Source organism: Flavobacterium sp. LS1P28 (assembly GCF_003970335.1).
Lineage (GTDB): Bacteria > Bacteroidota > Bacteroidia > Flavobacteriales > Flavobacteriaceae > Flavobacterium.
In genome coordinates this window covers 244,105-270,791 of the sequence record NZ_RYDI01000001.1, presented here as the reverse complement: position 1 = coordinate 270,791, position 26,687 = coordinate 244,105, and the positions used below count along the sequence as shown (strand labels likewise).

The window sequence follows — 26,687 nt, the reverse complement described above, 5'->3', positions numbered from 1 at the left end:
TAAACGTAACAAATGTAATTGATTTGAAGAAAACTCACCCACAAACCGCATCTTTCTTTTTAAATTCGAAGCAAGAAATACAAGGCTTTCTAGGACATATCGTACCGTGATCCACTATATCTTTGCTTTTTAAAAGAAAAAACAAAGGATACCGCTCCTCCCGGGGCTAAGGAACAACAAATTGCTTTTTCGGATTTAATTTTACATCAATTCTATCTCCGTTTATTGTAAAAGTGCAAAAGAATACTTTATTTTTGTTTCCCACGCAAAAAACAAACATTTGAAAGTTGTACATATAATTGAAGCATTAGGCGGAGGCATTTATACCTATTTTGAAGATCTAACCCATCATTTCGAAAAAGAAATCATTCTTCAAAAAGTACAAACTTCCATCCTATACAGTGACAATCGCAAAGAGATTGACCCAGAAAAAGTAACCCAATTATTTGCTACTATTCCAACTGTCAAAATTGAGATGAGGCGAGAAATAAACTTCATTTCAGACCTTAAAGCATTACAAAAATTAGTCTTTGAACTTCAAAAAATCAAACCTGATATAGTCCATTTACATTCTTCTAAAGCAGGAGTTTTAGGGAGAATCGCTTGCAGTTTTTTGAACCCAAAACCAAACGTTTTTTATACACCGCACGGATATGCGTTTTTGCGTACCGATATTTCTACTATGGCCAAAAAAGGATATTGGTACATCGAGAAATTCTTTCAGAAAATTTTCGGAGGAATCACCATCGCTTGTGGTGACTCGGAGTTTGAAATGGCAAAACAACTAGGAAAAGCAGAAATGATTAGAAATGGAATAGATATTTCTGCCATCGAAAACTATTCACAAGCCGTTGATAATACAAAACTAACCATAGGAATTGCAGGGAGGATTACTGCGGCTAGAAATCCAAGACAATTCAATGCCATTGCTTTGCAATTTCCAGAGTATCAATTTGTATGGATTGGCGATGGAGAAGAACGCGATAAAATTACTGCCCCAAATATCAAAATTACAGGTTGGTTTATAGAAAAAAAACAGGTGTACGAGCAAATAAATGCTTTAGATATCTATCTTCAAACCTCACTTTGGGAAGGATTACCTATCGCGGTTCTTGAGGCTATGGCATTACAAAAACCAATAATTGCGACTAAAATAAATGGCAATAAAGATACCGTTGTTCACAAAGAGACTGGCTTTTTATACCAAGAATTATCGGAGTTATCGCTCTATTTCAAAATCCTTGAAGATTCAAAAGTTAGAGCTCAATTTGGCAACAAGGGCAAAACAAGATGTAAAGATTTATTTAATACAACAATTAATTTCACAGCACTTCAGAAGTTGTATGAACGTTACTTTTTTGCTGCAGCCAAAAACTTCCAAAAATAGAAAACCAAAAGCCGCTAAACGTAATTCCGTCGAAACGCAATAAAAAATCATCAGTCAAATTCGAAGTAAAAAAAAGAAAAAAGAAAGCAAAAATTAATGCGTTTTTTAAATCGATTCCCAGATAACCAATCGTTCCAATAAAAAGCAAAACCACTAGCGGCCCTAAAACACCAAACTTCAACAAAGAGTCTAAAAATTGATTGTGTGTAGGAAAAGCATATTTTGCTAAAAAATACTGATTCGTTTGTTTATAATAATTTACTAATTCTGGTTTTCCATCCGAAGCTCCAACGCCAAAAGGTAAATGTTGCAAAGATAATTCCCAAGCCGATTGCCAGATAGAAACTCTGGTTACGAGAGAATTAAAAACCTTTATTTCGGGATGATCAATTTCGTCAAGCTTCCCCACTTTGTCCATGTAAGCAAAAGTTACCGTGCTATATTTTTCTTTCATATACGAATTTTTTTGAATAAAGAGAAAAAGAACCCCACACACTACACCACCAATAACTACAGTATAAAGCAATACCTTTTTTAGGTCAAATTGTGCTGCAAAAAACGAAAACAATACCAATAAATACCCAACTAAAACATTGAATAAAGCCATTCGAGTATTAACTAAAAGCACAACAAAAAAAGAGATTACAAATATCAAAAAGGATATAAACACAAGTCCAATCTTCTTTTTCGATTGGCACCTTTGCATTAACAAATACAAGGCTGAAATACTCACAAAAACCAAGTGCATATTGAGAGCTGGAGCATGAATTCCGATAGAATTTGCAAAAACATAGCCCATTTCCCATAGGTGAATTCCATGCCAATACTTAGTGATATGCTCCGGAAAAACAAATACAAAACGCAACACAAAAGCAATCATTAATAACGTGGTACTATTTACATAAAATTGTAACAATTTTTGAAATGAAATGCGTTTGTAATTTCCCAAAATAATTAGTGGAAATAACACTAAAGAGACTGTCTTTTCTAAAGATTTAATACCTTGCGCAAAAGAATCATTTTTCCAAAATAGCAATAATTCTAACAAAAAAGGCGACGCGATTGTAATGGCTAAAATCAATGCCTTTCTAGATAACTTTATTTTCTTGAAATAGAACATATTAAAAATAGCGAAAGCAAAAATTAACCAAGTACAAGGCTTCCTGAAAATTAGCGTACAAGCTATCGCCACCAAAAAAAAAGAGAAAACTTTATTGAACTGCTTTTCGGAAATGGTCATAATAAAGAGCATAATAAATTAATGGGAAAACACCCATTTTGTGACGAATCGCTGATCCTAAATCAGGTTCAAAAACCCCTTGAATGATAAAAAAAGAAAATATAAAAAGAAGCATCCATAACTCGTAAACATATTTTTTTTTATCTTTTATGCAACGTGCCAATCGAACCAATAAAATATAAAACAGAAATAATTGCCAAATTACGAATAACAAAATTTGTGGAGAAAAAATATGCTTCAACCCATTAAGGGGTACATTTACAGTAAAAAAACCATACAAAATCCCTATGATTTCACCATACCAAGTGTCTGTTTTTACAGGTGAAACAATGCTTGAATTAGCATCAACAGATCCTAATCGGGCGCTATTTATAAGCTCTCTGCTTTGCTCTGAAAGAAATTCTCCTTGTACAAAGCCATAACTCAATGACAAAAAAATTACAATTACAATTCCGTAAAAAAGAGTTGCAAAAGTACGATTCGGAATCTTGACACAAGTAACCCAATACATTCCCATGGCTACGATAGGCAGTAGCGCAAAATAAGGCCTGTAGATAACTCCAAAAAACACAAAAAGAGACAAGGCTATAAATAAGGTAGTCTGAAAAGTAAAATGCTTATTTTGAAATAAGAAAACGATCACGGAGAGGTACAAAAAAGTAATAAACTCCTTGGAAGGCATTGCCATAAAAATCGCAATCATGATGAAAGCAAAATACACCAAAATATTCTTAATTGTAACTTTCTCAAACGTACTTGGAATTCCTATTTTATACAAAATACCCATTAAAATGGAAAACTGAATCAATGCAATTATTGAAAAAGGCAAATAACGCAAACCTGTAATTTTATAAAACAAAATAGTCAATGGGTAACTTCCAAAATAACCAATTTCGTTACCATTATCATAAGCAATTATAGCAGCATCATAAAAAAAACGTTTCGGTAAAATAAAACTCGCAGCAAAGGCCACAAATAGATTGAGTCCCACAAGGAGTAAAAAAGCTACTTTATTTTTTTTTATGAGTAAAGACATTTAGTTCTGATTGAAAATAGAAGTGACAAACTTAACTCAAAAACAACTTAATCCCGTCTTTGTAATACACAAAAAGAGCTGTTCCAAAATTCCAAAAAATTGCACTCGCCGAAAAAGCGATTGCCCCTCCTAACATTCCATAGGAAGGAATTAACCAATAATTGAGAATAAAATTAAGGCCAAGAGCGCCCAAAACAATACGTTGAAAAATTCGTTGCCGCCCAGTCATGTTTAAATAAACAGGAGCCGACCCAAAAAAGGCACAAAAACCTTGTCCCAAAACCAATACTACTAATGCCTCTTTCGCCGCTAAATAATTGGGGCCAAAAAAATTCAAAACAAACTCCGGAAAAATAAGCAATCCAATAACTGCGGGTAGCGTAATCGCTACAATTAATCGGGAACTATTTTGAACTATTTGCTGTACTTTTTCAATTTCTTTATTCGAAAAACTTGCTGCGATAGATGCCGAAACGGTAATGTTTATTGTCAAAATAATAACAGACAACAATGTCATTAACTTGACCGCCACCGAATAAAAAGCAACTGCTGCGTAACCTTGGTATTTTTTTAAAAACAAGATGTCAAAACTCATCATCAAAAAAATAGCCATTCCGCTTACGGCTATGGGAAAAGATTGAGTGATAATCTCTCGAGCTGAGAAACAATCCGTAGTGCAAATAGCTGTTTTTTTTGTAAAAAAATAAAAAGTTAGTACTGTAGTAACAATTCCCAAAAAAACAAAACTCAACAATAGAGCATCCACTAAATACAATTCTAATTGCCATTGAACTAATAAAACAGCCAGAACAATAATAGGCAAGTATTTAAAAACATTTCGAAATAATTCAGCTACTACTATTTCCTCTAATGCTCTAAAAACCTCAACGTTTAGAATAGCAAGTCCATAAAAAAACATAACTGCGGAGGCTTTGAATAGAAGGAAATAAGTTGCATTATCAGCAAAAAATTGTGTAATAACAGAAGCGTCCAATAGTACAAAAAAAAGAAATAAAAGTAAGGATGCTAAAAACAGCATCAAAACCATTTTTAAATATACTTTCTTCAAATGGCCTAAAGAATAATTAGGATACAAACGCCCTTTAAAATACAATATGGATTGGTCAAATCCTAGCAAACAAATACTACCGATTGCGAAAAGAAACGTACGCACAAAATCATATTGCCCAACTAGTTTAGGATCATATTTTTGAGTTAAAAACAAAGTAAAACCAAATAAAAGAACCACACCAAAAACCCGAATCAATAAGGTTAGTAAACTTTGCCGAACTACAGGATTTTGGACTGTTGTAAGTAAGTAGTATCGAATTGTTTTTAACACAATGGCTCTGTTTTGCAAAAGAAAAATATTTTTTTTAAGAAGCAATTACTTTTGATTTTGCTAATTGCTTTTGATAAAATCGAATGAACAAATGAATAAAAACAAATAATAATACTAGCAATACTGGCAATACAAACTTCATAACGCCATTTACTGATTTTGAAGTATCACTATTCAATGTGAATGTTACCTCTCTAATCGTTTTTTGAAAATTGATTAATTTTAATCGGTTTAGCCCTTGAATGTATAACAATTCCTGTTTGGTTTTAATAATATCATTCAGTTGTGTATTTTCATTATAATACATGAGCTTATCATTTTTTAATGCACTTTTTACATTGGCCGTAAACCCATTAAGAACTCCATTTATTTGTTGAATAATCGTGTCATTTTGAGTAATATCCTGTTTTAAATTTGCCAATCCTACCTTTTGTATGGCGGTAAAATATTCAGATTGATTTAGATAATTCAATAATGGTGTAATCAATTTTTTCTCACTAGTAGTTCCATTGGTAACAACCGCAATCGTATGGTACGTATAATTTTTACTAGTAATATTATCTTCAAGTACTTTTTTTACCTCTCCAACTTCTGCCATTAACTTAATCAACTCAAAGTTTCGCTCTTTATCTTCAATGAATTTATAAACATCAGCTATGGGTTTAATTTCAATTTTTATTAGATCTTCAGGTTGGGACAATCCTATTTCATTTTGTAAAAAAACGATATCGCCAGCATTAATTTTAGATTGAATCAAATTGATTTTTGCATACAAATAATCCACACTCCCAAAATTAGGAATTACAGTAATTTCAGTAGTATACAATTTATTATTCTTATCCAAAAACAATCCCAAACCAAAACCGATGATTAGTAATACTAAAACAACCTTCCGTTGATTTAAAAAAAACTGAATACAATAGAACAACAGGGTATTCAACCTTCCGAACCCTTTTTTTAGCTTACTGGTAATTTGAAATACATCAATTTCTGAATCGCTATGCGCGTTTAAATTCATGAGCTAATTATTTTACGTTGAAAATTTGTTCTAATATTTTAATGGTAATCAAGTAAGTTGGTTTTACACCAGTGGTTCCTAGTCCGCCTGAAGCTAATGTACTTCCCGTTTCCAGCGGGTTATCTGATGCATAATACGCATATCTGACCTTCACATCATGTGGAACACTCTTTCTAATTTTTGAAGCCGATTGAATGGCTTTCTGGTAATAAGAACCTTCCATTTCCAACCCAATAATTCCCCAGGTCGACTCATGGAAAAACTTCAATAAATCCCTGTTCTGCAATGAAGTTCCTAAAACAGTAACCATGGGTCCGGCAAAAACAGCAATATCATTGCCTTCAAACATCTCGGCCGACAATTCATTATGGAAAAAATAATTATCTGCCGTTCCTTCATTAATGTGTGCATTCGGAATCATAATGTCCCCTTTTCCACCTTCCAGAATCCCAGCTTTCCCCATGATAGAAACCGATTCCACATTCAATAAAGTGTCTTTTTTAAACGGTTTCAGCAACTCATCAATCGTTTCATACGCCTGTTCCCCAAAAGCATAATCCATAACAATCAGTACTGGTTTTTTATCTCCGGTGTTTGCCTTTGGAAATGAGGTTTTTTCCCAGTCAATTTTGGCAGTATCAAAAATCTGAATATCGATATTCGTTCCTGAGGTATCCGGCAACGAAATCATTCCAAATTTCAAGGCTACTTCTTCCACTTGGTTTCGCACAGCATCTGCTCCGGATTTACTCAATTCCTCGTAAATAAAGAAATCTGATTTGTCTTTGAACTTAGTTTTCAACACTTCGGTGGCAAAAATAGAATTCATCACACTGTGCATGTTCGCACTAATCACGTGAATAGGGCGGTCTAAAAGTTCGTTTTCTTCTAGCACTTCTTTAATTTTGGTAGCCCAAATTTCCCCATGAATGTGGTGTCCCAATCGCTCTCTTAAAATAGGACTAAAGGTGATTGTTCTCTTATTATCGTCTACAATTTCTTCAATGGCGAGTTTCCCCAACCAAAAGATAACATGCAAGAAACGATCTGGCGCAGCAGCTGAACCAAATGCGTCATAAATATCCAATACTTCCTCAAATGTTCTTCCCAGAATATTGGCGGCATGTGAAATGGCTTTCTCTTTTTCTACCAAAGTCAGTTTCTTCTTTTGAGAAACTGCTTGTTCCAGTTTGAACCAGTCTCGAGAAACTTCGCCGGCATCATCCAGTAAAACTCGGTTTCTAATTTTGTGTGATTCAATGAAAATGAACGTCAAATGCGTCAGAATATCATAAATATCAGATCGCCCTCGCGTAATTTCTACATTCATTTGCTCCTCATCGATACGGTAACAATTACGTCGCCTTTTTGGCGGTACAATTGCCTGAAAATGCGATTTAGAATACCCTTCATCCGAAGTTAAATTGATAAATCTGCATTCTTCTATTCCTACTGGCAGACGTTCAATTACATATAAAAGTCCGTTCAATTCTACTTTTTCTTCGGCAATATTTCCATAAATTTCTGGTCGTAATGCTAATAATGCTTCGCGCAATGTATCGCCTGAAATTCCCATCGGTTTGTAAAATCCCCTGTTAAAAAGGTGGCGCATCGTGATGTACATTTTTTCAATTGCTGCCGAAGACTCTTGTGCTCTGGAGCGTGATATATTTTTTGTTTCTTTCATTTTCTACTTATTTTCTAACCTTCAAAGTTAGTTTTTTTATTTTCTAATTTGTTAAAGTAAGATTAATTGCAGGTTCGATAACTGTACCTCTTACACTTTTGTTTAATTCAAAATCTATTTTTGGTCTTTTATTCCATTCTCCTTTAGAATAAGTAACTGTTAAATTTCTATCCTTGTAATTAAACACTAAAGATGGGGCATAGTCAAAATATTTGATTGTTTTTTTTAACTCTTGATTCTTCTCTTCTAACTCAATCTTATTATTTTCAATCGCCATCCATTCAAATGCAACAAATATTCCTTCATTTGGAATATTCAGACTATATTTTGATAACTCTATCACATTTTTTTTTGTTCCTTTTTTTGCAAATACAATAATATCTTCCTTGATGCAATCTTCGCCTGGTAATCCATCTTCTTTAACTTTAAAAACTCTTACTTTAAAACTAGCATTTTTTATGTCACTGTAGGTATAAATTATTACATTTTTAATAAAAGGAGTTTTCTGATAATTAATTTCATGGTTAAATAACTTGGCATAAATCCATGGCGCTTTTCCAGAGATATAAATAGCACTCGAACTTTTTGAATCCCCAATAAGTCTTGTTATTTCTTTTTTACTCTTACTAACTATAACTTCATCCAACTGAAAAGCTATTTCTTTCAAAACTACTTTTTCTGCATTCGAAACTGTAACTTTTTTGGTTTCAAAACCCAAAGCGGAAAAAATTAAAACCTTATTTTGATCTTCCACATAAATAGAAAATGAACCATTTTCCTCAGATGTTGTCCCTAAATTTTCATTTTCTACCCAAATATTAACATACGGAATAGGTTTATTACTTTCATCAAGAACAATCCCTTTAATTTGTGAATAGATACAAGTGCTCAATAACAGTAACAGCAGTGTGAATTTTCTCATTTTCTAACTGGTGAATTTTCTAATTGCTCCACAATACTTCTGTCATTAGAAAGCCTCGGAATTTTATTTTGTCCGCCCAGTTTGCCAATGGATTTCATATAGTCCTGAAAGCCATTTTTAGCCACTTTGGTAATCACCACTTTTCGCAACACTTTACCAACAATCAAATCATCATAATACATGTTTTGTTTTCGCATGGCATTGTCCAGCGCTTCCGCAAAAGATACGCTGTCTTCCGGGTCGTTTTCAAATTCAATAAACCATTCATGATACGGCAATCCCTCTGCAGGAGTGATTTGTGGTGCCACGGTAAACTCATTGATTCGAATGGTAGTTCCAAGAATTGCTTCCTGTAACGCACTTTCCACTTCTTTCCCAATTACATGTTCTCCAAAAGCCGAAATATAGTGTTTGATTCTTCCGGATACTATAATTCTGTAGGGTTTTAAACTGGTAAATTGAACGGTATCGCCTAAATCATATCCCCAAAGTCCTGCATTAGTAGAAATGATTAAAACGTAATTCACGCCCAGTTCCACTTCACCAATCGTAAAACGTCTTGGTCCCGAACCTTCGGGATTCGTATAAAATTCGTCCGAGTTAATAAATTCATAAAAAATTCCCGAGTTTAAAAGCAGTAACATTCCTTTTTCTTTTTGTGAATCTTGGTACGCAAAAAATCCTTCCGAAGCCGGAAACAGCTCAATACTGTCTACTTTTCGACCTATCAAATTTTCAAATTTGGCGCGGTACGGTTCATAATTTACACCGCCGTAAATAAACAAATTGAAGTTTTTGAAGATTTCCCCAACAGGCTTCCCTCCTTTTTGATGCAATTTCTCAAAATACATTTGCACCCAGGAAGGAATTCCAGAAATCACAGCCATGTTCTCGTTGATTGTTTCCTCGACAATTGCATTCACTTTAGTATCCCAGTCTTCAATGCAATTGGTTTCCCAAGAGGGCATTCGGTTTTTTTGTAAATATTTTGGAACAAAATGCGCTACAATTCCAGATAAACGACCAAATTTTATTCCATTATTCACCTCCAGAAGTGGGCTTCCCTGCAAGAAAATCATTTTTCCATCTACAAAATCAGCGTTACCGGTTTCATGAATATAATGCAAAATAGCGTTTCTGGCTGCTGTAATGTGAAACGGCATGGATTCTTTTGTCAAAGGAATGTACTTAGCCCCAGATGTTGTTCCAGAAGTTTTAGCAAAATAAAGTGGCTTTCCTTTCCATAGCACATCAACTGACCCTTTGACCACCTTATCAATATAAGGTTTTAACCCTTCATAATCTCGAACAGGAACCTGATTTGTAAAATCATCGTAATTTTTAATTTGGTCAAAATGATGGTCTACGCCAAATTGGGTTTTATTTGCGTCTTTTATTAATTGTAAAAAAACTTTTTTTTGAGTTTCAATAGGATCAGTAGACCAAGCTTGTGTGGTATTGTAAATTTTTTTTGCAAATAATTTTGCTGCAATTGATTTTAGTGACATTTCTTCCTTCTGATTTTAATTGTTTGAGCCGCTGGGCGCACTCCATTTTATTGTAATAAAAACTATTTTACTTTATTGGAGGTTGACCCTTACCTTTGTTGGAGGATCGCAGGGAATTTACATTTTTCTCTTCCTGCGCAACCTGTTGCCTCAATTCTAATTCTTGTTTTGATGCAGACATATCAACCTGTGAAGGCGCTTCCTCTGCCTCCGCGAGTATTGAATCTTTATTGAATTTTGCATATTCTAATTCTCCGGTCAGCACTTTTTGAATCGATTGGATATAGGCTTCGTTTTGTTTTAATGCGCGTGACAAAGAATCCGATTTTAAAGACAATTCCATTGCATCCTTTTTCAATTTTGAAGAAGAATAGCCCGGTATAAATTCTCGTAAAGGAGTGAATGCAATGATAAAGGTGGTGACAAATGTAATAATTATAGCGCCTAAAGTCGCTACCACAAAAACGTTCATTAGGGTAAGCTTCAATGAAAAAGTTTCTTCAAAAGTATCTTCGTTTAGTATGATTAAACGTCTTTTATTAAATAAATTTTCCTTTAATTTCTGTCTTTTTAATCCTTTGTCGGGCATGTTTTTTGATTATTTAACAAATATAACAATTATTGTCGTTGATTGTATTCGCTTTTCTAGGATCATATTTCTTAATCTTGCATTCGTTTTTAATAAATTTTTAACGTTTTTAAAATTAAAATAAATGAATTTAAATGAGTTTCTATTAATTAATTCTCTATACCTTTGCTGATAGGTTTATTACAAACTTGCTTCGGCAATAAATTATCGTATTATGAGTAGTATAGGTGTTACAGAAATCCTTATTATATTGGCGGTTGTTTTATTACTTTTTGGAGGTAAAAAAATCCCAGAATTGATGAAAGGCTTAGGAAGCGGAATCAAAGAATTCAAAAACGCAGCCAAAGAAGATCCGTCAGCTGATAAAAAAGTAGACGAAACAAAATAAAAAAAGGCTTTTCATAATTTGAAAAGCCTTTTTTTATAATTTAAATGACCATCGTCAACTGAATTCTCTTTCTTTCCTCATCTACTTCGGTCACTTTGACTTGAACATGTTGGTGCAATTTAACCACTTCATTTACATCACTAACAAAACCGGCTTTGAGTTGCGAGATGTGAACCAACCCGCTTTCTTTGACTCCAATATCCACAAAACAACCAAAATTAGTAATGTTATTGACAATTCCCGGCAAAATCATTCCTGTTTTTATATCTTTTATCATTTTTACATTCGGATCAAATTCAAATACTTTAGCTGATTGTCTGGGGTCTAATCCTGGTTTCTCTAATTCCTTGATAATGTCTTTCAATCCCAATAAACCTATTTCTGGTGTACTATAGTTTTCTGGTTTTATCAAAGCTATTTTCTCTTTGTTGGCAATCAAATCATGCACCGTCAATTTCAAATCTTTAGCCATTTTTTCTACAATTCCATAGGCTTCCGGATGAACCGCTGAATTATCCAATGGGTTTTTTGCATTCGAAATTCGGATAAAAGCAACGCCTTGTTGGTAGGCTTTTTCACCCAAACGCGGCACTTTTTTAAGTTGTTTTCTATCTGTAAAAGGACCGTTATCCGAGCGGTATTGTATTATATTTTCAGCCAGCTTCTCTCCTATTCCGCTCACGTAACTCAATAAATGCTTGCTCGCAGTGTTTATGTTTATCCCAACTGAATTCACGCAACGAACCACTGTATTATCCAATTCTTCTTTCAACTTGTTTTGGTCCACATCATGTTGGTATTGGCCTACGCCAATGGCTTTCGGGTCAATTTTTACTAATTCGGCCAATGGATCACTTAATCGTCTACCTATAGAAACCGAACCTCGAACGGTGACATCATAATTCGGAAATTCATCTCTAGCAATTTTTGAGGCAGAATACACCGATGCTCCCGCTTCTGAAACGATAAAAACCTGGACCGGTTTGTCGAAAGCTATTTTCTTGATGAAGAATTCGGTTTCACGCGAAGCCGTTCCGTTTCCTATTGAAATAGCATCAATTTTATACGAATTTACCATCGAACGAATTTTTTTCATCGCCATCGCTTCCTCTTTTTGAGGCGCATGCGGATAAATAGTTTCATTGTACAACAAATCTCCTTTTTCGTCCAAGCAAACAATTTTACATCCGCTTCTAAAACCGGGATCAATCGCCAGAATTCGTTTTTCACCCAACGGCGGCGCCAGTAATAACTGTCCAAGATTGTTCGCAAAAACCTGAATAGAATTGGCATCAGCCTTCACTTTAGCTTCTTGCAAAGTTTCATTTGAAATCGCCGGATTCAGCAATCGTTTGTAACTATCTTCGATAGCTAATTGAACGTGCGGTGTGGTTTTATTTTCACTTTTTAAAACTAACGCATCAATAATAACATACGCTTCATCAATATCAACTTCTACTTTAACCTTAATAAAACCTTCATTTTCGGCACGGAGCATGGCTAATAATCTGTGTGAAGGTGTTTTAGTCAACGGCTCAGACCAATCGAAATATTGATTAAATTTTTGTGCTTTTTCATCTTCTTTCTTTGTTTTTACCACTTTAGTCGTAATAATGGCTTTGCGTTCGTACAATCGTCGGAGTTGCTTTCGAACATAACTATTTTCATTAATCCATTCAGCAATAATATCTCTGGCGCCTTGCAGAGCTGCTGCTTCATTGCTTACTTTGTCGTTCAAATATTTTGTCGAAATAAAATTGACATCATCATTATTTTGCGCCATAATGATTTTGGCTAGTGGTTCCAATCCATTTTCACGCGCAACATCCGCTTTAGTTTTTTTCTTCTTTTTGAATGGGAGATAAAAATCCTCCAATTCCTGCAAATCAAAACTTTGTTGGATTTTTTTTTCTAATTCTGGACTGAGCGCATTTTGTTCCTGAATCGATTTTAAAATCGCTTCTTTACGTTTTACAATCACTTCGTATTCTTTTTGAAGCTTTGCAATTTGTTCTATTTGTACCTCATCCAGATTTCCTGTTGTATCTTTTCGATAGCGAGAAATGAAAGGAATAGTACAATCTTCTTGTAATAATTGTACTGTTTTTTGAATGTTTATTGCTGCAGTGGCAACGACTTTTGATATGAATTGTATGTTGGTCATTTTAAATTTAAGATTATAAAATCATGTTGCTAAAATAGTATCTTTGAGTCAAAATTTCTTATTTATGTCTTTTTTATTCTGGTATTTTGCACTCATTAATTTGGTTGCTTTTTCAATAATAGCAGTTGACAAACAGCTAGCAGTAAATCAAAAAAGACGCATTTCAGAACTTAATTTGTTGCTGCCAAGCGTTATTGGCGGTGCACTTGGTTCCGGTTTAGCAATGCTTTTATTTAGACATAAAACCTCAAAAGAAAGCTTCCTTTTGAGGTTTTACGGAATTATAGTAATTCAAATTTTAATCCTTTTTGGACTGTATAATTTTGGAATAATTAAATTCTAGCAAGAAATTTTATCTACTCTATTTTGGTGTCTTCCACCTTCAAATTCAGTACTTAAAAATGCTTCAACCATTTCTACTGCTTGTGGAATTGAAGTGTACCGAGCGGGAATACTAATAATATTAGCATCATTATGTTGACGAGCTAAAACTGCTATTTCTTTCATCCAGCATAAAGCCGCACGAACTTTAGATTGTTTATTGACTGTCATAGAAATTCCGTTGCCACTCCCGCAAATAACAATTCCAAAATCAGCTTTTCCCTCTGCAACATCTGTAGCAACAGGATGACCAAAATCTGGATAATCTACACTTGCTGCTGAATCTGTTCCGTAATTAGTTACTTCATGTCCTTTTGCTTGAAGCATTTCCACAATTGCTTTTTTGTATTCCGGACCTGCATGATCGTTTCCTATGGAGATTTTCATATACTATGTATTAAATAATGTTGTGCAAATTTAAATAAAGTAATCTATTCTGATGAATTAAATAAGTCCTATTTATTTGATAAATTCAATTTAAATATACCTTTAAAATTGAATTTAATATTTTATTTTGTAACTATCAGATCCTTATTTAATTAACAGTTATTAACAATTCCTTTTAATCCATAAATAGTTGTAAATCAATATAAATTTTGTATTATAAATGTTAAAATTTTACATTGTTAATAACGAAATACAATTGCTTGATATTCAGTTAACTTTAAATTAACGTACTATGTTCATAACTTAAGATAGAATCTTAGAACTATTTTTGGGTAATATCTAAAAAATAAGTAATCCAAAACCTAGTTTTTAAATCCTAATTTAGTTTCGTTAATTTTTAGAATAGTTATTAATATTAAAAAGTGGGTTATCAACAAAATAGTGTTGTGTGAGTTATTTACAAAACCACTAGTTTTTATATTATCAACCATTGTTAATTAAAATATAAAAAGACTTTAAAATTAATACTTTATCTTAAAATAAGTATGTTAATAACTCTTAATAACATCTTTAAACTTGATTTCAACCATTTTTAAAATAAATTTATTGCCACTATTAACATGCTATAATAACAACCAAAAAATAATTTAAATTTAATTTTTCTTTTTATTTAAAATAATAGATGTTGACAACTTTCAAAAAAAGTACTGTTTTAGATTTAAACAATAGTCAGTTTTGTATTCAGGTTATCTAATAATTCCTGAACCTTTTCAAAATCATTAATATGAACTTTAAGTTTAATTCCACCATAAGCAAAACTGCCAAACGGATCGATGGAAACCAACGTTTCATTTTCAAAAAAATAGTTGATTTTTTCCTGTTCTAATAAATGCTTTAGTACCACAATTTCATGTGAATAATTAAAGGTTCTAATTATTTTGAAATCTTCCATTTTTTCAATTTTTATAAAGATACGAAAGTTATTTTTTTAATAAATATAATCCGTAAAATCTGTAATATGATATCTTCTTTGTAATTTTAGACTTTTAAGAACCGATTTATGAGTAAAAGACTAAGAAAGCCGATAAAAAAAGAGAAAGATTTCTCTGAAAAAATAATAAAAATATTATCGCAAAGTGCTAATAAAGCATTCAATTATAAACAGATAGGAGCAAAAATTGAGCTTGATGATACCGAAAGCAGAAATCAAATTATAAAAGATTTGAAGATTCTGGCTTCGCAAAACAAAATCATAGAATCAGAGCCGGGTAAATACTTAGTAAAAGCCGAAAGTAAGGAGTATTACGAGGGTAAAATTGATATGACAAGCCGTAAAACAGCTTATTTTGTTTGTGCTGAAATGGAAGAAGATGTTTTTATCCCGACCAATAACTTGAACCACGCCTTAGATAAAGACATTGTCAAAGTGTATGTATACAACCGCAGAAAAGGAAAAAGACCCGAAGGTGAAGTAATTGAAGTACTTGAAAGAAATAAAACAGATTTTGTGGGTGTAATTGACATTCAATCTAATTTTGCTTTTGTTTCTACTGCAAATCCAAAAATGTATACCGATATTTTTATTCCAAAGGATAAAATAGGCGAGGCCGAACAAGGTGATGTCGTTTTGGTACACATTGAAGATTGGCCGGCCAGAGCTGATAGTCCTTTTGGTTCCGTAATAAAAGTTTTAGGAAAACCAGGGGAACACGATACAGAAATTCATGCCATTCTTGCAGAATATGGTTTGCCGTCAGAGTTTCCTATTGAAGTAGAAATGTTTGCACAAAAAATTGATACTTCAATAGAAGAAAATGAAATTGCTAAACGTCGCGATATGCGAGATACGTTGACTTTTACAATTGATCCAAAAGATGCGAAGGATTTTGATGATGCACTTTCATTTAAAAAACTAGAAAATGGTAATTACGAAATTGGTATTCACATTGCTGATGTTTCGTATTATTTACAAGAAGGAACAATCCTGGATGATGAAGCGTATCAAAGAGCAACATCAGTTTATTTAGTAGATAGAGTAGTGCCAATGTTACCCGAAGTATTATCAAACTTTGCGTGTTCGTTGAGACCAAATGAAGAAAAATATACGTTTTCGGCTATATTTGAAATTAACGAAACATCCGAGGTTATCAACCAATGGTTTGGTCGAACGGTAATTTACTCTGATCAACGTTTTGCGTATGAAGAAGCGCAGTATATCATAGAGACCAAAGACGATGTGATTCCATCAGAAATTTCGATCACGGCAAGTTCGTATCAAGTTTCGAAAGAAATTGTCGCTGCGACGCTAAAAATGGATGAATTAGCTAAAATTCTTAGAAAAAGAAGAATGGCTGAAGGAGCTATTACTTTTGATAAAGTGGAAGTGAAATTTAATTTAGACGAAGCCGGTGAACCGCAAGGCGTTTATTTTAAAGTTTCGAAAGATGCCAATCATCTGATTGAAGAATTCATGCTTTTAGCCAACAGAAAAGTAGCGGAATACATTGGAAAACAAAAGAAAACGTTTATTTACAGAATTCACGATGAACCCAATGAGGATAAACTTTTTGCGATGCAAGCTGTTATTGCTAAGTTTGGACATAAAATTGATTTTAAACAAGGTTCTATTTCACAAGCTTTAAATAAATTAATGGAAGATGTAAATGGTAAAAAAGAACAAAATTTAATTGATACCCTTGCGATTAGAAGTATGAGTAAAGCCAAATATTCAACGGATAACATAGGACATTATGGTTTAGCTTTTGATTATTATTCGCATTTTACATCACCAATTCGTCGTTATCCGGATGTGATGGTGCATCGTTTGTTGCAACATTATCTGGACGGAGGTAAATCAGTAGATGAAGAAACGTATGAAACAAAATGCGTTCATTCGTCCACAATGGAAGGTTTAGCAACTAATGCCGAACGTGATTCTATTAAGTACATGCAGGTCAAATACATGCAAGATCATCAGGACGAGGAATTTTTGGGTGTAATTTCCGGTGTGACAGAATGGGGAATTTATGTAGAAATTATCGAAAATAAATGTGAAGGAATGTGTAGAATCAGGGATATAAAAGACGATTATTACACCTTTGATGAAAAACAATACGCACTTACTGGTGCAACTTCTGGAAAATTGTTACAATTAGGAGATGAAATTTATGTTAAAGTAAAAAATGCTGATTTAGTTAAAAAACAACTGGATTTTAATTTTTTAAGAAGAATTGGAGAACCATTAAAATAAAAAAAATGAAATCAAATATTCACGACACGAGTGCTAACGAACTGGCGAAGCAATACCAAAAAATAAATATTAGAAATAGGAGTAAAAAATTAGTGATTATTGCTTTTATATTTTTAAGTCAAATAACAAATGCTCAGATAACCAGAAATTTAGGAGATTTTGATGAAGTAAAAGTATTTGATAAAATCAGTGTTAAATTAATTGCAGCCTCAGAAAACAAAATTATTATAACCGGTGCTCGTGCAGATGAAGTGGAAACGGTGAATAAGAACGGTGAATTAAAAATCAGAATGCCTTTCCCTAAATTATTATCTGGAGATGATATTAAAGTTAAGTTATATTTTAAAACCTTGCAAAGTATTGCTGTAAGCGAGGGAAGTTATGTATCAAGTGACTCTGATTTTAAACAAACAGTATTAGATTTAAATGCAAAATCTGGAGGCGAAATAAAGTTAGAAATTGATGTTGATAAAGTAGAAGTGAAAGCGAATGCAGGAGGAATAGTTTCAGTATCCGGTAGAGCCAAAAATCAAGATGTTGTAATTACCTCGGGCGGAATTCTTAATGCTAAGGATTTAGAGACTTCTCAAACAACCATAAGTGTTACTGCAGGAGGACAATCAGAAATTCATGCCACAATATTAGTGGATGCAAAAGTAAAAGCTGGAGGCTCAATTTTTATCTATGGAAAACCAAAACAGATTAACCAAAATATTTTTATTGGTGGAACTATCTTAGAGAAAAATTAGTATTTTAGTTTATTTTTCATACCAATAAATTTAGATATTTAATGATAAACGATATTCTAGCTGGTATTCCTTGGGGAATTTTCTTAAGTTTTATGATTGGCCCTGTTTTTTTTATTTTACTGGAAACAAGTATTATAAAAGGATTTAGAGCGGCTTTAATATTTGATTTAGGCGTAATTTTAGGAGATATTGTTTTCATCGGAATTGCTTATTTAGGCAGTTACCGGTTAATTCAAAGTTTAAAAGACCAACCAGCACTTTTTATTTTTGGAGGTGTGTTGATGCTCGCTTATGGTGTAATTTCTTTCCTGCAATTAAAAAAAGAAGAGAAAATAAATACAGACATTATCGATAAGGAAATAGTTAAAAAAAATTATTTAAGCCTTTTTATAAAAGGTTTTTTGTTAAATATTATCAATATAGGTGTACTTGGTTTTTGGTTGGCTATTATTATTTCAGTAGGACCAAAACTAGAAATGCAAACATTTAGAATGGTCACTTTTTTTATTGCAGTTATTGGAACCTATTTATTTATAGATTGTATCAAAATTGGATTAGCTAAACAATTAAAAACAAAACTTACCCCTAATAACATCCTTAAAATTAAAAAAGGAATCAGTATTGTAATGATGGTTTTTGGGATGGTTTTGATCACCCAAGGTTGGTTTCCGGAAGAAAAAGAATTGGTAAAAAAAGCATTTGATAAAATAGATAATTAAAGTCTATTACGTTTTTTTAAACCATTAAGAAATTAAGAAAAATTAAGTCTTAAGTCTTAATAAAATGTAGTTTCTTAATGGTAAAAATTTGAGTCAAAAAAAACTAAAGTGTTTTAAAGGTTTTATATTTTATCCGGATTCGAACCCTAATTTTCCTAAAAATTAGACATAAAAAAACCTCCAAATTACTTTGAAGGTTTTAGAGGCATCTCTCGAAGCTTCAGGACGGATTCGAACCTATATTTATTTAATTTTTCCTAAAAATTAGACATAAATAAACCTCCAAATTGCTTTGAAGGTTTTAGAGGCATCGTCCGGATTCGAACCGGAGTAGGAGCTTTTGCAGAGCCCAGCCTAGCCACTCGGCCACGACGCCCTGTTGAATGGACGGCAAAAGTACTCAAAAAGTTTAAAGTTTAAAAGTTTAAAGTTTAAAAGTTTTAAAAAATATTTTTAATTTAGCTTCTATATTCTTCCAATTCAATAGTAACTGCTTCAACATCACCACCAATAGGGGGGTTTAGTTTAGAAACCGCCACAATAATTCTGGAAATTTCCGGAATTTCTTCAAAGATTCGCGTTAAGATTCGGTGTGCCACATGTTCTAATAAGTCTGAACGAATCGCCATTTCTTCTACAACGATATGATTTAAGAGCACATAATCCACCGTGTCTTTCAAATCATCTGTAATACTGGATTTTCTCAAATCAGTCTTAACTTCTAAATTTACAATATAGTCTGACCCAATTTTTCCTTCCTCGATCAAGCAACCGTGGTAGGAGTAGGTGCGGATATTTTTAAGTTTTATAATTCCCATTATTTTATTTTTTTGTGTAAAGCGTATAATGTAAAGAGGAATCGCTAATTTTTCAAAGGTTTCTATGGAAACTTTAAACCTTTAACCTCAAACTTTTTTTATCTTTGCTAAAATAAAACAAAAAAATGTCAACTGAAGAAAAATCGCTCCATTTTATAGAACAAATCATTGAAGACAGTTTATCTAACGGTTTTCCTAAAGATAAATTACGTTTTCGTTTTCCGCCGGAGCCTAATGGCTATTTACATATTGGTCATGCTAAATCAATTTGCTTGAATTTTGGTTTAGGATTAAAGTACAATGCACCGGTTAACTTGCGTTTTGATGATACCAATCCTGCTAAAGAAGAGCAGGAATATGTAGACGCCATCAAAGAAGATTTAAAATGGTTGGGATTTAACTGGACCGAGGAATTGTATTCTTCTGATTATTTTCAGCAATTGTATGACTGGGCAATTTTGATGATTAAAAAGGGAAAAGCATATATAGACAGCCAATCCTCGGAAAAGATGGCATTGCAAAAAGGAACGCCAACACAAGCAGGTGTAGATGGGCCTTTCAGAAACCGTACTATAGAAGAAAATCTCATTTTATTTGAAGGAATGAAAAATGGAGATTTTCCGGAAGGAAGTCATGTTTTACGTGCGAAAATTGATATGGCATCTACTAATATGTTGATGCGAGATCCATTGATGTATCGTATTTTACACCGTCACCATCACAGGACAGGCAATCAATGGAATATTTATCCAATGTATGATTATGCACATGGAGAAAGCGATTATATCGAGCAAATTTCGCATTCTATTTGTACGCTTGAATTTGTAATGCACCGAGAATTATACAACTGGTTTTTAGACCAAATTTATGATGACTCAAAAGTACGACCACAACAATATGAATTTGCCCGTTTGAACTTGAACTACACGGTAATGAGCAAACGAAAACTGTTGCAATTAGTACAGGAAAATATTGTAAACGGTTGGGATGATCCTAGAATGCCAACAATTTCAGGATTGCGAAGAAGAGGATATACCGCAGCTTCTATTCGTAAGTTTTGTGATAGTATTGGTGTTGCCAAAAGAGAAAATATAATTGATTTTTCACTTTTGGAATTTTGCCTGCGTGAAGATTTGAATAAAACGGCTCCAAGAGTTATGGCGGTTTTAGATCCTATAAAATTAGTCATCACAAATTATCCGGACGACAAAGAAGAATGGCTTGATGCCGAAAACAATCAGGAAGATGAAAGTGCAGGATTTAGGAAAGTTCCTTTTTCAAGAGAATTATTTATTGAAAAAGAAGACTTTCTAGAAGAGGCTCCTGCCAAATTTTTCCGATTGAGTTTAGGCAGAGAAGTACGTCTTAAAAACGCCTATATTATTAAAGGGGAGCGTGTTGTAAAAGATGCTGCGGGTAATATTACTGAAATTCATGTAACGTATGATGAAGACAGCAGGAGCGGGAGCGGGAGCGAAGCCAGTCAACGAAAAGTGGCCGGAACCCTGCATTGGGTTTCTATACAACACGCTCTAGAGACGGAAGTTCGGCTCTACGATCGCTTGTTTATCGATGAAGCGCCAGACAGTCATAAAGAGAAAAACTTCTTGGAATTTATGAATCCTGGTTCGTTACAAATTGTAAAAGGATTTGTAGAACCAAGTTTGGCAACGGTACAATCCGGAGATAAATTTCAGTTTCAACGATTGGGTTACTTCAATGTGGATAAAGATTCAACTGAAGGCAAAATTGTCTTCAATAAAACCGTTGGATTAAAAGATGCTTGGGAAGAAAAGGGCAAAAAAGAAGAAAATTTATTGATGAACACGCAAAAAGAAATCAATAAATATGTAAAAGAAAAGGATGAAAACAATGCCAATTTGATTTTAAACAACATTGTGACTAATATAAAAAGTATAGATAATTACAGTTTAATTATTCAGACTATTGTCAAAAATATTAAGAATGATAATAACTCGTTATTGTTTTCTAATTTGATTTTACTGCATTCTGATAAGGTTAATATAAAAGATATTGATGAAGAGTCTTTAACAAAATTATATTCGATGTCATTGAAAAGCCAATTGGCAGCGGTTCGAATTTTAGTTATCGAAAACTTACAAAAGGACGGCGGTAATTTTAGTCTTTTTCAAACACAACTTTCAGAAATGAAAAATAATGAAAAAAACGATAAAGTGCTACAGGTATTAAATGATCTTACATTTTAAGAACATATTGCTAAAATAGTTTTACCAATCAAAAATCCTCTTTTTAGAGGATTTTTGATTGGTATAGTAATTTTTTATAGAAATACTATTTTTAATATTTTTATCTAATCGGAAACAACATCCATATATTGATTTTAAACGTCTTTTATAGCATAAACAACATCTTTTATAGAATTTAAAAAAACACACAAGAGCTTGCTTTTATTTGCTTTTGGTCTTGTATAATTACACTTTAACGAGTTGTTAACGGGTTGTTGTTTATAAATATGTATCTTTATAAAACGAACATATAAAAGTAAGAATCATGTCGAATAATACAGGAAATACAGTATTGGCTCTTTTAACAGGTGTAGCTATAGGTGCAGGAGTAGGAATTTTATTCGCTCCGGATAAAGGATCTAGAACTAGAGAAAAATTTAAAGATGGTTTTGAGGATGCTAAAAATGAATTAAAAAACAGATTTGATAGTGTATCTTTAGAATTGAAAGATAAGTTTTCGCTTGCTAAATACGATCTGGAAGGAACTTATGAGGAGCTAGTGTCTAATATGAGTCACAAGACGGATGATGTCATTTCTTTCTTAGAAGAAAAATTGGCGGAATTAAAATCTCAAAACGCCAAACTTCAAAAGTAATTTTGATTTAATTTAGTATTAAAATCTAAAAATAAGTACATGGCTTTTGAAGAACTAAAAGAAAACACAGAAAACATTCAAGAACAGGCTAAAGAATATTTGGAAGCTACCGCTGCTTATTATAAATTAAGAGGCTTTAAGCTTGCAATGAAATCAACGACAATGATCATAAAAATGTCTTTGATTTTACTTTGCTTTAGTATGGTTTTATTGTTTTGTTCTGTTGCGGCAGCATTTGCTATTGGAATAGCTTTAGATAGTTATGCCTATGGGTTTTTAATAGTTGGTGGAATTTATCTTGTACTGACAATGCTTTTATTTACTATTAAAGATAGAATTATTGAAGGACCCATTTTAGAGAAATTTTCAGAAATCTTTTTTAACGACTAATTTATGGAAACCAAAAAATATTCATCCTATGCTCAAATTGAAAGAGAACTGGAAATTTTAAGGATTGAAAAAGAAATCAGTTATCAAAAATTAGCGTATGGTTTTCAAAAAACAAAAGAGAGTTTAACCCCCTCAAATATTGTGAGTGGTGTCATAGGATCATCCTTAAATGCATTTTCAGGTTCGTACGGATCGCTATTGACCATTGCATTACCATTTGTGATCAAGTGGATAAAAAAAATAAAAAGAGGCTGATGAGCCTCTTTTTTTATGATTTGAATTTAAATTATTCTTCCGTTTCCGGAGCTTCTGGTTTTTCAGGTAATTGATAATCCGTTTTATTTTCTTTTTTAGGATTTGGTTTTCTATTACCTTTTTTCATCATTTCACCCACTTGATTGGAAGCGCTGAAAGAGGCAATCATGTTATTCAGCATGTCACTTCCTGCTTGAGGTGAATTGGGTAATAAAATTAAATTAGAATTAGAATCTGCTCCAATCGCTTGTAGCGTATCATAATGTTGTGTAACCACTATCAAAGCCGAAGCTTCTTGTGAGTTGATACCAACTCTGTTCAAAACATCTACACTCTCTACTAAACCTTTGGCAATTTCTCTTCTTTGGTTCGCAATACCTTGTCCTTGTAATCGTTTGCTTTCTGCTTCTGCTTCGGCTTTAGCTACAATTCTAATTCTGGAGGCTTCGGCTTCAAATCCTGCAACAGTTTTTTCTCTATCAGCTGCATTAATTCTGTTCATCGCATTTTTCACTTGAATATCCGGATCGATATCTGTTACCAATGTATTGATAATCGTATAACCATACGTAGTCATGGCTTCATTTAATTCTCTTTTTACAGCAATGGCGATATCGTCTTTTCTTTCAAAAACATCATCCAGTTTTAGCTTTGGAACTTCGGCACGAACCACATCAAACACATAAGATGTTATTTGATCGTGTGGATATTCCAGTTTATAAAAAGCATCATAAACGGTTTCTTTGATAACCATAAATTGAACCGAAACTTTTAGTTTCACAAAAACATTGTCTTTGGTTTTTGTTTCAATTATGACGTCTAATTGCTGTATTTTAAGATTAACGCGACCTGCAATTCGGTCGATTAAAGGAATTTTTAGATGTAAACCTGATTGTCTAATGTTTAAAAACCTTCCAAATCGTTCTACTACTGCAGCTGTTTGCTGTTTGACAGTAAAAAAAGAGGAAAGTAAAATAAAAAATCCAACTACTAAGAGTACTATTAATGGAATGTTCATAATGTTTTTTTTAGTTAAATAAATATCCGACAATTTACAAAAAATCTTTAGGTTTGTTCTTGTAAATTTCAAATAATATGAGAAAGATTTTGTTTGCTTTAGCTTGTGTTTTTATTTCAATAAGCACTTTTGCCTAATACAAATACCGGTATTCCAATAGAGTAGGGATTATTTTTGGAGTCAACCAATTTACCCTGAACGCGAATAACTTTCAAACTAAACCTGAATTAGGTTGGAATGCGGGACTTTCTATGCGGGGAAATTTCTATAATAATTGGGATATGGTGTATGTAATTCAGTTTAGCGAAAATAATTTTTTTGTAGCAACAAACAGTTTATCTTCAGTTAATGAAGATGTAAATTATAAATTAGCATGAGCTCAAGTGTCTTTACAAATGTGTTACAGGCTTATTGAAAATCATTTAGTATTGAGTTTGGACCCGTGCTACACGGTAAATAGAAAATTAAATACAAATAACACGGAGAAAAACAATGTTATTTGCGGAATAACTTTATTAGCTAAAGATATTAGGGAAATTTCAAATTTTAATTGTTATCCAACTGTTAGAATCACTTTTGGCGTTCGTCATTTTAGAGCTAATATTTCTTATAAATATGGAGTCAATAATATGCTTTAAAAATGGAACAACAAGAATTTAGGAGTCAACTTCAAAGGAAATCCTGGAATACTAAACGGAAATATGATAATTTATTTGTAAAATTTTACTTGTGAATTGTATAAAATATAAAGCTTCTAGCCTTCAAAAGGCTAGAAGCTTTATTAGTTTTAAAGAGTAGCAATTGCTTTTTTAATTCTGTTAATCGTTTCGTCTTTTCCAAGTACTTCAACGATATCAAATAGGTGAGGGCCTTTTAGTGCGCCAACCAAACTCAAACGAAACGGTTGCATTACTTTTCCCATTCCAATTTCATTTTTTGTCATCCAATCTTTGACAATTGTTTCTGTGTTCATCGAAGTGAAATCGGTAATTTCCTCTATAACAGAAATTAATTCTTGCATCAATGCCGGAGTTTCTGCTTTCCAATTTTTGCTTGCTTTCTCATCATAGGCTGTTGGAGCCACAAAAAAGAAATCGCTCATTTCCCAAAATTCTGAAACGAAATCCGCACGTTCTTTGATTAAAGAAACCACTTTTGTTAGTACACTTTCATCAACTGAAAACCCTTTTTTAGACAAAATAGGAGTATAGGCTTTCGCCAAAGTTGCATCTTCCTGCTTGATTAAATACTGGTGATTGAACCATTTGTTTTTTTCTGGATCAAATTTAGCTCCAGCTTTATGAACTCTGTTCAAGTCAAATGCTTCCACTAATTCTTCCAGCGAGAATAATTCTTTTTCTGTTCCATCGTTCCAACCTAATAATGCTAAAAAGTTGATTACGGCTTCCGGGAAAAATCCTTTTTCTCTGTAACCCGATGAAATGCCTTCTGTAGTTTTCCAATCTAATGGAAATACAGGAAATCCCATTTTATCACCGTCACGCTTGGATAATTTTCCGTTCCCAACAGGTTTCATAATCAATGGTAAATGTGCAAATTCCGGTGCTTCCCAACCAAATGCTCTGTACAACAAAACGTGCAAAGGCATTGATGGTAACCATTCTTCACCGCGAATTACATGTGATGTTTTCATTAAATGATCATCCACAATATTAGCCAAATGGTACGTTGGCATTCCGTCGCTTTTGAACAATACTTTATCGTCTAAAAGATTCGTTTCAAATTTCACATCGCCACGAATTATGTCATTCAGATGCAAGGTTTCATTCACTGGAGTTTTAAAACGGATGACATAATGTTCTCCATCAGCAATTCTTTTAGCAGTTTCATCTGCAGAAATCACTAAGGAGGTATCTAGTTTCTCTCTGTTAGTATGATTGTAAATAAAAGTTTTCCCTTGATCTTCTTCTAATTTTCTTGCTGAATCCAATGCTTCGGCTGTATCAAAAGCATAATACGCATTTTCAGAATTGATTAATTCAGCAGCATATTGTTGGTACAATTCTTTTCTTTCGCTTTGACGGTATGGACCAAATTTTTCATTTTTACCAATAGTCTCATCGGGTGCAATTCCTAACCATTCTAGCGCTTCCATGATATATTCTTCGGCTCCGGGAACAAAACGATTTTGGTCCGTATCTTCAATTCTCAGGAAGAAGACACCATTGTTTTTTTTGGCAAACAAATAATTGAATAATGCGGTACGAACTCCGCCAATATGTAAAGGTCCCGTTGGACTTGGTGCAAAACGCACCCGAACTTGTCTAGACATTGCTGTATTTTTTTTGCAAAGATACAAATTCAAGTAGGCAAACACATCAGTTTTTAAAAGAACCGCAAATCCGCAAATTTATTTTTAGAAAAACTAAATTTTGTGTTTTAGGATGTTAATTAGTGCAATTCTACATCAAGTGGTTTATTTAATATAGATTTTTTTATAAAAATTAGCGAATTAGCGGTAAAAACGTTGATTCTGTTTGCCAAGAGACTTCAATCTTTGATTCAGATATTTTGGAATTTGGATAATTGCCAGCATATAAATTATTACTTTTATTG

The 26,687-nt window shown here is 33.0% G+C and carries 24 protein-coding genes and 1 tRNA gene; 10 read left to right on the top strand and 15 right to left on the bottom strand.

Translation table 11 applies throughout. The annotated features are described in order from the left end of the window. The first annotated feature begins 280 nt into the window (after positions 1-280). Positions 281-1,387 carry a glycosyltransferase gene (locus tag EKL97_RS01115; protein ID WP_126567827.1) on the top strand — a complete coding sequence of 369 codons (1,107 nt, stop codon included), beginning with the start codon at positions 281-283 and terminating at the stop codon, positions 1,385-1,387. Here the strand turns inward: EKL97_RS01115 and EKL97_RS01110 are convergent. From EKL97_RS01110 to EKL97_RS01075, 8 genes are all read right to left on the bottom strand, one after another. Continuing rightward, a complete protein-coding gene (locus EKL97_RS01110; RefSeq protein WP_126567825.1) occupies positions 1,323-2,627 on the bottom strand; it encodes an O-antigen ligase family protein in 1,305 nt (434 codons plus the stop codon). The two genes, EKL97_RS01115 and EKL97_RS01110, sit on opposite strands and share 65 nt — an antisense overlap. Further along, positions 2,599-3,663: a hypothetical protein gene (locus EKL97_RS01105; RefSeq protein ID WP_126567823.1), complete on the bottom strand. Its 1,065-nt coding sequence runs from the start codon at positions 3,661-3,663 to the stop codon at positions 2,599-2,601. Before EKL97_RS01105 ends, EKL97_RS01110 begins: the two co-directional genes overlap by 29 nt. 31 nt (positions 3,664-3,694) lie before the next feature. Next, positions 3,695-5,005 (bottom strand): MATE family efflux transporter, encoded by a 1,311-nt coding sequence (locus EKL97_RS01100; RefSeq protein WP_158614906.1) that lies wholly within the window; start codon positions 5,003-5,005, stop codon positions 3,695-3,697. A 34-nt stretch (positions 5,006-5,039) separates the two neighbouring features. Then, positions 5,040-6,023: a hypothetical protein gene (locus EKL97_RS01095; protein WP_126457764.1), complete on the bottom strand. Its 984-nt coding sequence runs from the start codon at positions 6,021-6,023 to the stop codon at positions 5,040-5,042. 7 nt (positions 6,024-6,030) lie between these two features. Continuing rightward, complete coding sequence (locus EKL97_RS01090; protein WP_126561364.1) at positions 6,031-7,710, bottom strand: DUF6909 family protein; 1,680 nt, start codon at positions 7,708-7,710, stop codon at positions 6,031-6,033. A gap of 43 nt (positions 7,711-7,753) precedes the next feature. After that, entirely contained in the window at positions 7,754-8,632 is an 879-nt protein-coding gene (locus EKL97_RS01085; RefSeq protein WP_126567820.1) for a carboxypeptidase-like regulatory domain-containing protein, read from the bottom strand. Further along, positions 8,629-10,140, bottom strand: coding sequence for a GH3 auxin-responsive promoter family protein (locus EKL97_RS01080; protein WP_126567819.1), 1,512 nt, complete (start codon positions 10,138-10,140; stop codon positions 8,629-8,631). Before EKL97_RS01080 ends, EKL97_RS01085 begins: the two co-directional genes overlap by 4 nt. 67 nt (positions 10,141-10,207) lie before the next feature. Continuing rightward, positions 10,208-10,729, bottom strand: a complete 522-nt coding sequence (locus EKL97_RS01075) for a peptidase (protein ID WP_126552842.1) — start codon at positions 10,727-10,729, stop codon at positions 10,208-10,210. A 214-nt stretch (positions 10,730-10,943) separates the two neighbouring features. Between EKL97_RS01075 and tatA the strand changes: the two genes are divergently transcribed. Further along, a complete protein-coding gene (tatA, locus tag EKL97_RS01070; protein WP_126454940.1) occupies positions 10,944-11,117 on the top strand; it encodes a twin-arginine translocase TatA/TatE family subunit in 174 nt (57 codons plus the stop codon). 40 nt (positions 11,118-11,157) lie between these two features. On the opposite strand, the gene EKL97_RS01065 is transcribed toward tatA, so the two are convergent. Further along, positions 11,158-13,281 carry a Tex family protein gene (locus EKL97_RS01065; RefSeq protein WP_126567817.1) on the bottom strand — a complete coding sequence of 708 codons (2,124 nt, stop codon included), beginning with the start codon at positions 13,279-13,281 and terminating at the stop codon, positions 11,158-11,160. A 64-nt stretch (positions 13,282-13,345) separates the two neighbouring features. On the opposite strand from EKL97_RS01065, the gene EKL97_RS01060 reads away from it, so the two are divergent. Then, positions 13,346-13,624 (top strand): DUF1294 domain-containing protein, encoded by a 279-nt coding sequence (locus EKL97_RS01060; protein WP_126567816.1) that lies wholly within the window; start codon positions 13,346-13,348, stop codon positions 13,622-13,624. Here the strand turns inward: EKL97_RS01060 and rpiB are convergent. Both rpiB and EKL97_RS01050 read right to left on the bottom strand, forming a co-directional pair. Then, positions 13,621-14,049, bottom strand: a complete 429-nt coding sequence (gene rpiB, locus EKL97_RS01055) for a ribose 5-phosphate isomerase B (protein ID WP_126454933.1) — start codon at positions 14,047-14,049, stop codon at positions 13,621-13,623. The genes EKL97_RS01060 and rpiB overlap by 4 nt on opposite strands. Positions 14,050-14,767: 718 nt before the next feature. Beyond that, the gene (locus EKL97_RS01050) at positions 14,768-15,001 is read right to left on the bottom strand and encodes a DUF2007 domain-containing protein (RefSeq protein ID WP_126454931.1); all 234 of its coding nucleotides are present in this window, start codon (positions 14,999-15,001) and stop codon (positions 14,768-14,770) included. Between the two features lie 108 nt (positions 15,002-15,109). Here EKL97_RS01050 and rnr point away from each other — a divergent pair, with 108 nt between their 5' ends. Genes rnr through EKL97_RS01035 form a run of 3 tightly spaced genes read left to right on the top strand, consistent with a single transcriptional unit; the run spans position 15,110 to position 18,767 of the window. Further along, entirely contained in the window at positions 15,110-17,299 is a 2,190-nt protein-coding gene (gene rnr / locus EKL97_RS01045; RefSeq protein WP_126567813.1) for a ribonuclease R, read from the top strand. Between the two features lie 5 nt (positions 17,300-17,304). Next, positions 17,305-18,048, top strand: a complete 744-nt coding sequence (locus EKL97_RS01040; protein WP_126552834.1) for a head GIN domain-containing protein — start codon at positions 17,305-17,307, stop codon at positions 18,046-18,048. A 41-nt stretch (positions 18,049-18,089) separates the two neighbouring features. Further along, positions 18,090-18,767 (top strand): LysE family translocator, encoded by a 678-nt coding sequence (locus EKL97_RS01035; RefSeq protein WP_126452318.1) that lies wholly within the window; start codon positions 18,090-18,092, stop codon positions 18,765-18,767. A gap of 305 nt (positions 18,768-19,072) precedes the next feature. Here the strand turns inward: EKL97_RS01035 and EKL97_RS01030 are convergent. Together EKL97_RS01030 and folB are read right to left on the bottom strand one after the other, a co-directional pair. Continuing rightward, positions 19,073-19,143, bottom strand: a tRNA-Cys gene (locus tag EKL97_RS01030). An 82-nt stretch (positions 19,144-19,225) separates the two neighbouring features. Then, on the bottom strand, positions 19,226-19,585 hold the full coding sequence (folB, locus tag EKL97_RS01025; RefSeq protein WP_126515293.1) for a dihydroneopterin aldolase: 360 nt from the start codon (positions 19,583-19,585) through the stop codon (positions 19,226-19,228). Positions 19,586-19,710: 125 nt separating this feature from the next. On the opposite strand from folB, the gene EKL97_RS01020 reads away from it, so the two are divergent. The 4 genes from EKL97_RS01020 (at position 19,711) to EKL97_RS01005 (ending at position 23,092) form a co-directional block, all read left to right on the top strand. Beyond that, the gene (locus EKL97_RS01020) at positions 19,711-21,813 is read left to right on the top strand and encodes a glutamine--tRNA ligase/YqeY domain fusion protein (RefSeq protein WP_126561368.1); all 2,103 of its coding nucleotides are present in this window, start codon (positions 19,711-19,713) and stop codon (positions 21,811-21,813) included. Positions 21,814-22,117: 304 nt separating this feature from the next. Then, the gene (locus tag EKL97_RS01015) at positions 22,118-22,447 is read left to right on the top strand and encodes a YtxH domain-containing protein (protein WP_126457756.1); all 330 of its coding nucleotides are present in this window, start codon (positions 22,118-22,120) and stop codon (positions 22,445-22,447) included. Between the two features lie 39 nt (positions 22,448-22,486). Beyond that, on the top strand, positions 22,487-22,837 hold the full coding sequence (locus tag EKL97_RS01010) for a competence protein (RefSeq protein ID WP_126452310.1): 351 nt from the start codon (positions 22,487-22,489) through the stop codon (positions 22,835-22,837). Positions 22,838-22,840: 3 nt separating this feature from the next. After that, positions 22,841-23,092, top strand: a complete 252-nt coding sequence (locus tag EKL97_RS01005) for a DUF6327 family protein (protein ID WP_126457755.1) — start codon at positions 22,841-22,843, stop codon at positions 23,090-23,092. A 31-nt stretch (positions 23,093-23,123) separates the two neighbouring features. On the opposite strand, the gene EKL97_RS01000 is transcribed toward EKL97_RS01005, so the two are convergent. Both EKL97_RS01000 and gltX read right to left on the bottom strand, forming a co-directional pair. After that, positions 23,124-24,110 carry an SPFH domain-containing protein gene (locus tag EKL97_RS01000; RefSeq protein ID WP_126457754.1) on the bottom strand — a complete coding sequence of 329 codons (987 nt, stop codon included), beginning with the start codon at positions 24,108-24,110 and terminating at the stop codon, positions 23,124-23,126. Positions 24,111-24,897: 787 nt separating this feature from the next. Then, a complete protein-coding gene (gltX, locus tag EKL97_RS00995; RefSeq protein WP_126567812.1) occupies positions 24,898-26,403 on the bottom strand; it encodes a glutamate--tRNA ligase in 1,506 nt (501 codons plus the stop codon). Positions 26,404-26,687 lie beyond the last annotated feature (284 nt).

Bases quoted from the DNA above. Each gene is read 5' to 3' on its own strand.
- EKL97_RS01010 (WP_126452310.1), top strand. From the start codon at position 22,487: ATGGCTTTTGAAGAACTAAAAGAAAACACAGAAAACATTCAAGAACAG.
- EKL97_RS01065 (WP_126567817.1), bottom strand. From the start codon at position 13,281: ATGACCAACATACAATTCATATCAAAAGTCGTTGCCACTGCAGCAATA.
- EKL97_RS01060 (WP_126567816.1), top strand. From the start codon at position 13,346: ATGTCTTTTTTATTCTGGTATTTTGCACTCATTAATTTGGTTGCTTTT.
- EKL97_RS01105 (WP_126567823.1), bottom strand. From the start codon at position 3,663: ATGTCTTTACTCATAAAAAAAAATAAAGTAGCTTTTTTACTCCTTGTG.
- rpiB (WP_126454933.1), bottom strand. From the start codon at position 14,049: ATGAAAATCTCCATAGGAAACGATCATGCAGGTCCGGAATACAAAAAA.
- gltX (WP_126567812.1), bottom strand. From the start codon at position 26,403: ATGTCTAGACAAGTTCGGGTGCGTTTTGCACCAAGTCCAACGGGACCT.
- EKL97_RS01020 (WP_126561368.1), top strand. From the start codon at position 19,711: ATGTCAACTGAAGAAAAATCGCTCCATTTTATAGAACAAATCATTGAA.
- EKL97_RS01090 (WP_126561364.1), bottom strand. From the start codon at position 7,710: ATGAAAGAAACAAAAAATATATCACGCTCCAGAGCACAAGAGTCTTCG.
- EKL97_RS01095 (WP_126457764.1), bottom strand. From the start codon at position 6,023: ATGAATTTAAACGCGCATAGCGATTCAGAAATTGATGTATTTCAAATT.
- EKL97_RS01000 (WP_126457754.1), bottom strand. From the start codon at position 24,110: ATGAACATTCCATTAATAGTACTCTTAGTAGTTGGATTTTTTATTTTA.
- tatA (WP_126454940.1), top strand. From the start codon at position 10,944: ATGAGTAGTATAGGTGTTACAGAAATCCTTATTATATTGGCGGTTGTT.
- EKL97_RS01110 (WP_126567825.1), bottom strand. From the start codon at position 2,627: ATGACCATTTCCGAAAAGCAGTTCAATAAAGTTTTCTCTTTTTTTTTG.
- EKL97_RS01050 (WP_126454931.1), bottom strand. From the start codon at position 15,001: ATGGAAGATTTCAAAATAATTAGAACCTTTAATTATTCACATGAAATT.
- EKL97_RS01080 (WP_126567819.1), bottom strand. From the start codon at position 10,140: ATGTCACTAAAATCAATTGCAGCAAAATTATTTGCAAAAAAAATTTAC.
- EKL97_RS01075 (WP_126552842.1), bottom strand. From the start codon at position 10,729: ATGCCCGACAAAGGATTAAAAAGACAGAAATTAAAGGAAAATTTATTT.
- EKL97_RS01035 (WP_126452318.1), top strand. From the start codon at position 18,090: ATGATAAACGATATTCTAGCTGGTATTCCTTGGGGAATTTTCTTAAGT.
- EKL97_RS01085 (WP_126567820.1), bottom strand. From the start codon at position 8,632: ATGAGAAAATTCACACTGCTGTTACTGTTATTGAGCACTTGTATCTAT.
- EKL97_RS01015 (WP_126457756.1), top strand. From the start codon at position 22,118: ATGTCGAATAATACAGGAAATACAGTATTGGCTCTTTTAACAGGTGTA.
- EKL97_RS01040 (WP_126552834.1), top strand. From the start codon at position 17,305: ATGAAATCAAATATTCACGACACGAGTGCTAACGAACTGGCGAAGCAA.
- rnr (WP_126567813.1), top strand. From the start codon at position 15,110: ATGAGTAAAAGACTAAGAAAGCCGATAAAAAAAGAGAAAGATTTCTCT.
- EKL97_RS01005 (WP_126457755.1), top strand. From the start codon at position 22,841: ATGGAAACCAAAAAATATTCATCCTATGCTCAAATTGAAAGAGAACTG.
- folB (WP_126515293.1), bottom strand. From the start codon at position 19,585: ATGGGAATTATAAAACTTAAAAATATCCGCACCTACTCCTACCACGGT.